Here is a 3,877-nt window from a genome sequence, read left to right as displayed (position 1 = left end):
CCCTTATATAGAAAGACATGGCTGCGATTTTTGCCAATTGTTTTCAATCTAGAACGAGCTAATCAATTAAGTCCCTTGCCAGATAAGGATTTAGCCGATTTCTGCCCCCTGATCGAACCATACCAAGTAACGAAGAACCATATTTTTCTTATATAGAATTACAATAACCGATTCAGCTTTTAAAGCTTCACGAGTCTCAGAAACTGCTTTATCTAGCATATTTTTAGGAGATTCTCGGACTATTTTATGGAGAGATGTGTGAAGACTTTCGAGAATTTTGTTGTGATTACTTAAAAGATTCACAAAGTTTTTCTTTTGAAAAGCAATGGCCACCTGTCGAGCAAAATGTTCAATAACCTCCTGATGTAATTCCTTGAAAGCATAAGGTTGAGAATGTTCGAGACAAATCACACCAATTATCCTTTTATCCTCGTCTTTTATGGGTACGGCTAAAAGCGAATGAGAGGTATCTTTTAAGGCATATTTTTTCAAAATATCACCATCATTCTGGTTTTCCCCTCCAACTTCAGAACCATCATAGGTAAAAATATTAGATTTCCTCTTTTCAATTTCTCTTGAGATGCCTTCTGATTTATTTGCAAAATATCCCGTGAAAGAATACATAGGCCAATTGGCTTTGAGTTGCCACTCTCCTTTAGTATTACGGATTACCACATAGCTAAATAATTCAGATAGTATTGATACATAATTATTCCATTGTTGTTCAGTTTCCTGTTGTTTCTCAAGATTAGAACAACTTGGATAGCCTAAAAATCTAAGATCATCTTTTACCAGTGAGTAGGAATATTCAGCTACATCTTTTAACAATTTATCTGTATTATCTGTTGTAGCTATGTTTTGAATAGCTTCAGCAAAATCTTCGAGAGCCTTAGATCTGAAGGTATTTTCCAATAAAATGTTCTGGTCGTTGATAATGCTGGCCGCTTGACTAGCGAATAGCTTCACGGCAAATTTTTCAACTTTAGAAAATGGTTCTTCCGAATATTTATTCAAGTATAATGCTCCCACAAGGCAGTATTTTTGTTTTTCATCAGCGATTTTCAGGGGAACAACTAGCTTATATTTGACATCCGGATGTTCTGGAGCGGGAGTAACACTTATCTTATCTGGTTGCTCTGAAGATACTAGAACTAACTTATCATTCTCTCTAGAAAATTCTAGAGTTTTGTTTAGCTTTATCGCTTGAAAAGTAGTACCAGTATTTTCTCCTTCTAAGCGAGGGGGTGATTCTTTTCCAGGTGGATAAGTATAATGTTCTCCCGTAGCTCGATATTGATTATTACCTAAATGTTGAAGCAGATGAATACTAGCCGAACCTGCACTTGTAACTTGTAACGCATAATCACAAATTTGGCGAAGTAATGCTTTTTTGTCTGGATTGACCACCAATTTAGCCATTTCTGAACTAATCTCGTTCGAGAATTCTAAAGTTTGTGTGCGCTCAATAACTGTAGCGGCACTGAGAGCAATATTTTCGATCAAGTCTCGATCATAAACAGTAAAATAATCTGGTTTTTTCTTATAGCAACAAATCACCCCAATGATACGATTAGGGTGATTTTTGTTATTGATTGGTATCACTGGAACCGCTAATAAAGAAAGTTTATCACCGGGGTGTTTGAGGGTTGGAACAAAATTTTTATCTTCAAAAGCGTGAGGAACAATTCTACTTTTACCATCCTCTAACACAGCACCGACAATCCCGACACCTTTTTTAAATGGATGTGTACTTTTTTCTGTTTTTTTGGGAAAAATACCTTTAGCAGAAGCATATTCTTTAAGAAATATTTCCTTTTTGTCAGAGTCATAAGCTACCGAAAAATAATTGCAGTTATCGCAATCGAGCTTATCTTTCAATTTTTGCAGTATTTGTGTAATCAGAACTTCGCTTTTTAAGTCATCTCCCATTTCATTAATAATTTCTTCAAAGACTTCTTGATTTCTTTTTTTGAAAAATTCTACGATCGCTTGGGCAAAAATTCTACCAAAATCTTTAAGAAATTCTCTAAGTCTGTAGTCTGACGGTTCATAAGGTTTTCCCTGTATTTGATCGAGAGTAATAATAGCTATTGTCCTATTTTGATACTTGGCCGCTAATCCAATCCAAGAAATAATATCCTCTGTTGCAGCCTCTTTCGTCCAACCCAATTCATCTAGTTCCTTTTCTTTGTTTTTGTCTTGAATCTTATCTATGATTAATACTGTGTCTCTATCAACATTTTTGATTAGCCTGTCTTTTTCGATACTTTTCTGAAGGTTTCGATCGGCACGATAACTGGCTCTACTTTGTTGATCGTAATCCGGTTGAGGATCATACCTAAATAAATATCGATTACCTTCTTCACTTCGGGTGTCAACTAATGAGATACTAGCCCTATCATACCCGACTGGATCCCTTTTTAAATATTCAAAAGCCCTATTGACCAAAGAATCTAAGTTATCAGTTCTCCATATATCCTGCTTAAATTTTTCCAGAGATTTTTTATATTTTATTCCCGATACAACTGCCTGTAGATATGCTTTAAAATTCGTATAATTTATTGGGCAAATGAAAGGATATATGTTCCTCATCATCGCTTTTTCCATATTATCTTCTATCTGGTCTTCTTCAATTCCAAAAATAACGAAAAATTCCAAAGTCTGGTCTCGTTTTTCTATCTCTTCGCTAAAATAAATCCAGTCATTACGATGTTCGCTATCAACCCATAAAATCAAAAGATCGATACCACTCTCATCAGTAGAAAATAGTTTTTCCTTAGCCTGATCTTTTTCGTCTTTTTTGAATTTAATTGGGTTATCATTGTTTGATAAATTTTCTATCGTTCCCAACATTCCTTGACGATATTTGCTAAAGTTATCATCATCGTTAGAGAGATTAAGAAATAATATTTTAGTATCCATATAAATCTATCCTCAATTTGTATAGAGAGACAAAAAAACGAAAACACTCACTCCCCCTTTGCCCTTCTTCCAGTCAGTACCTCACCTCGCTACCAAGAAGATGATGAAAGTATCTGAGATTTTTTGCGCCACCAATTTTGAGTCAATCCAGATATATAATCCAACAATTAACTCAAGCAAGTCATCCACAAGGAGTTTTAAAACTATCCTCGTTTAGACCTACAACCATTCTAGGCTCGGCTACTAAGTATAAATACTAAACTGAAACAATTTGTTACATTAGGATTTGCTGAAAAAGTTTGTTGATGGGGTTAGGAGTCGGTCGTCAGCAGGGCAACTCAGAATAACAGAATAACCTCTTACACTGTGAAGCAGAACTCTTCGCAATTGTTTCTGTCACTTTTTGGGCAAAAAAAGCCCAAAACCATTTTCTAGCAGAACTTACACCGATATTCAGCCAACTCTTGGTAAGAGATTTCCGACAAGCCGCCGAACTGTTCCGCCAGCAAGGAAACGCTGCGGCCTATGAAAAGGTTATGGAAGTCCTACGGCAATTAGGCGCGGTCTAGTCCTTTTTCTCGGGTTGAGCGAATCAATGGGTTAAAGAAAACCTCTCAATTTTAGGGGAAAGGGAAACCCAACAGCCAACACCTCAATCCGTCGGAATCGGCGATCGCTATTCTCCTCCTCCCATGGCTTTTTGTGGGGTTTCCTTGGGTCAATCCAACCGACGGTAATTGCTATGATTACTATAGGATTTGAAAAGGGCGCGCGTTCGGCCTTAATTGGAGTCTTAGGACAGGATGACCAAGCACCAATTTTATCTAGTCCCGTGGGAGCATTATCTTTTATCGGCGAAAATAGCCTTTTAGTCGCCGCTAGTCGCGATTTAAATCGTTTTTGGACTCAGGTAGAGGAGGGGTTAGAAGCAGATAGTCCCCTACAGGAATTAATA

1 protein-coding gene and 1 pseudogene are annotated in these 3,877 nt (G+C 36.9%); one reads left to right on the top strand and one right to left on the bottom strand.

All coding sequences use genetic code 11. The features are described 5' to 3' along the window. Window positions 1–90: 90 nt before the first annotated feature. Window positions 91–2,922 (bottom strand): GAF domain-containing protein, encoded by a 2,832-nt coding sequence (locus ACE1AQ_RS13090; RefSeq protein WP_374808548.1) that lies wholly within the window; start codon window positions 2,920–2,922, stop codon window positions 91–93. 769 nt (window positions 2,923–3,691) lie between these two features. Between ACE1AQ_RS13090 and ACE1AQ_RS13085 the strand changes: the two are divergent. Further along, a pseudogene (locus tag ACE1AQ_RS13085) lies at window positions 3,692–3,877 on the top strand (DUF3352 domain-containing protein); the annotation flags it as partial.

Source organism: Microcystis sp. BLCC-F209 (assembly GCF_041928595.1).
Taxonomy (GTDB): domain Bacteria; phylum Cyanobacteriota; class Cyanobacteriia; order Cyanobacteriales; family Microcystaceae; genus Microcystis.
The sequence above is the reverse complement of the archived record's forward strand: the minus strand, read 5'-3'. Positions and strand labels throughout refer to the sequence as shown.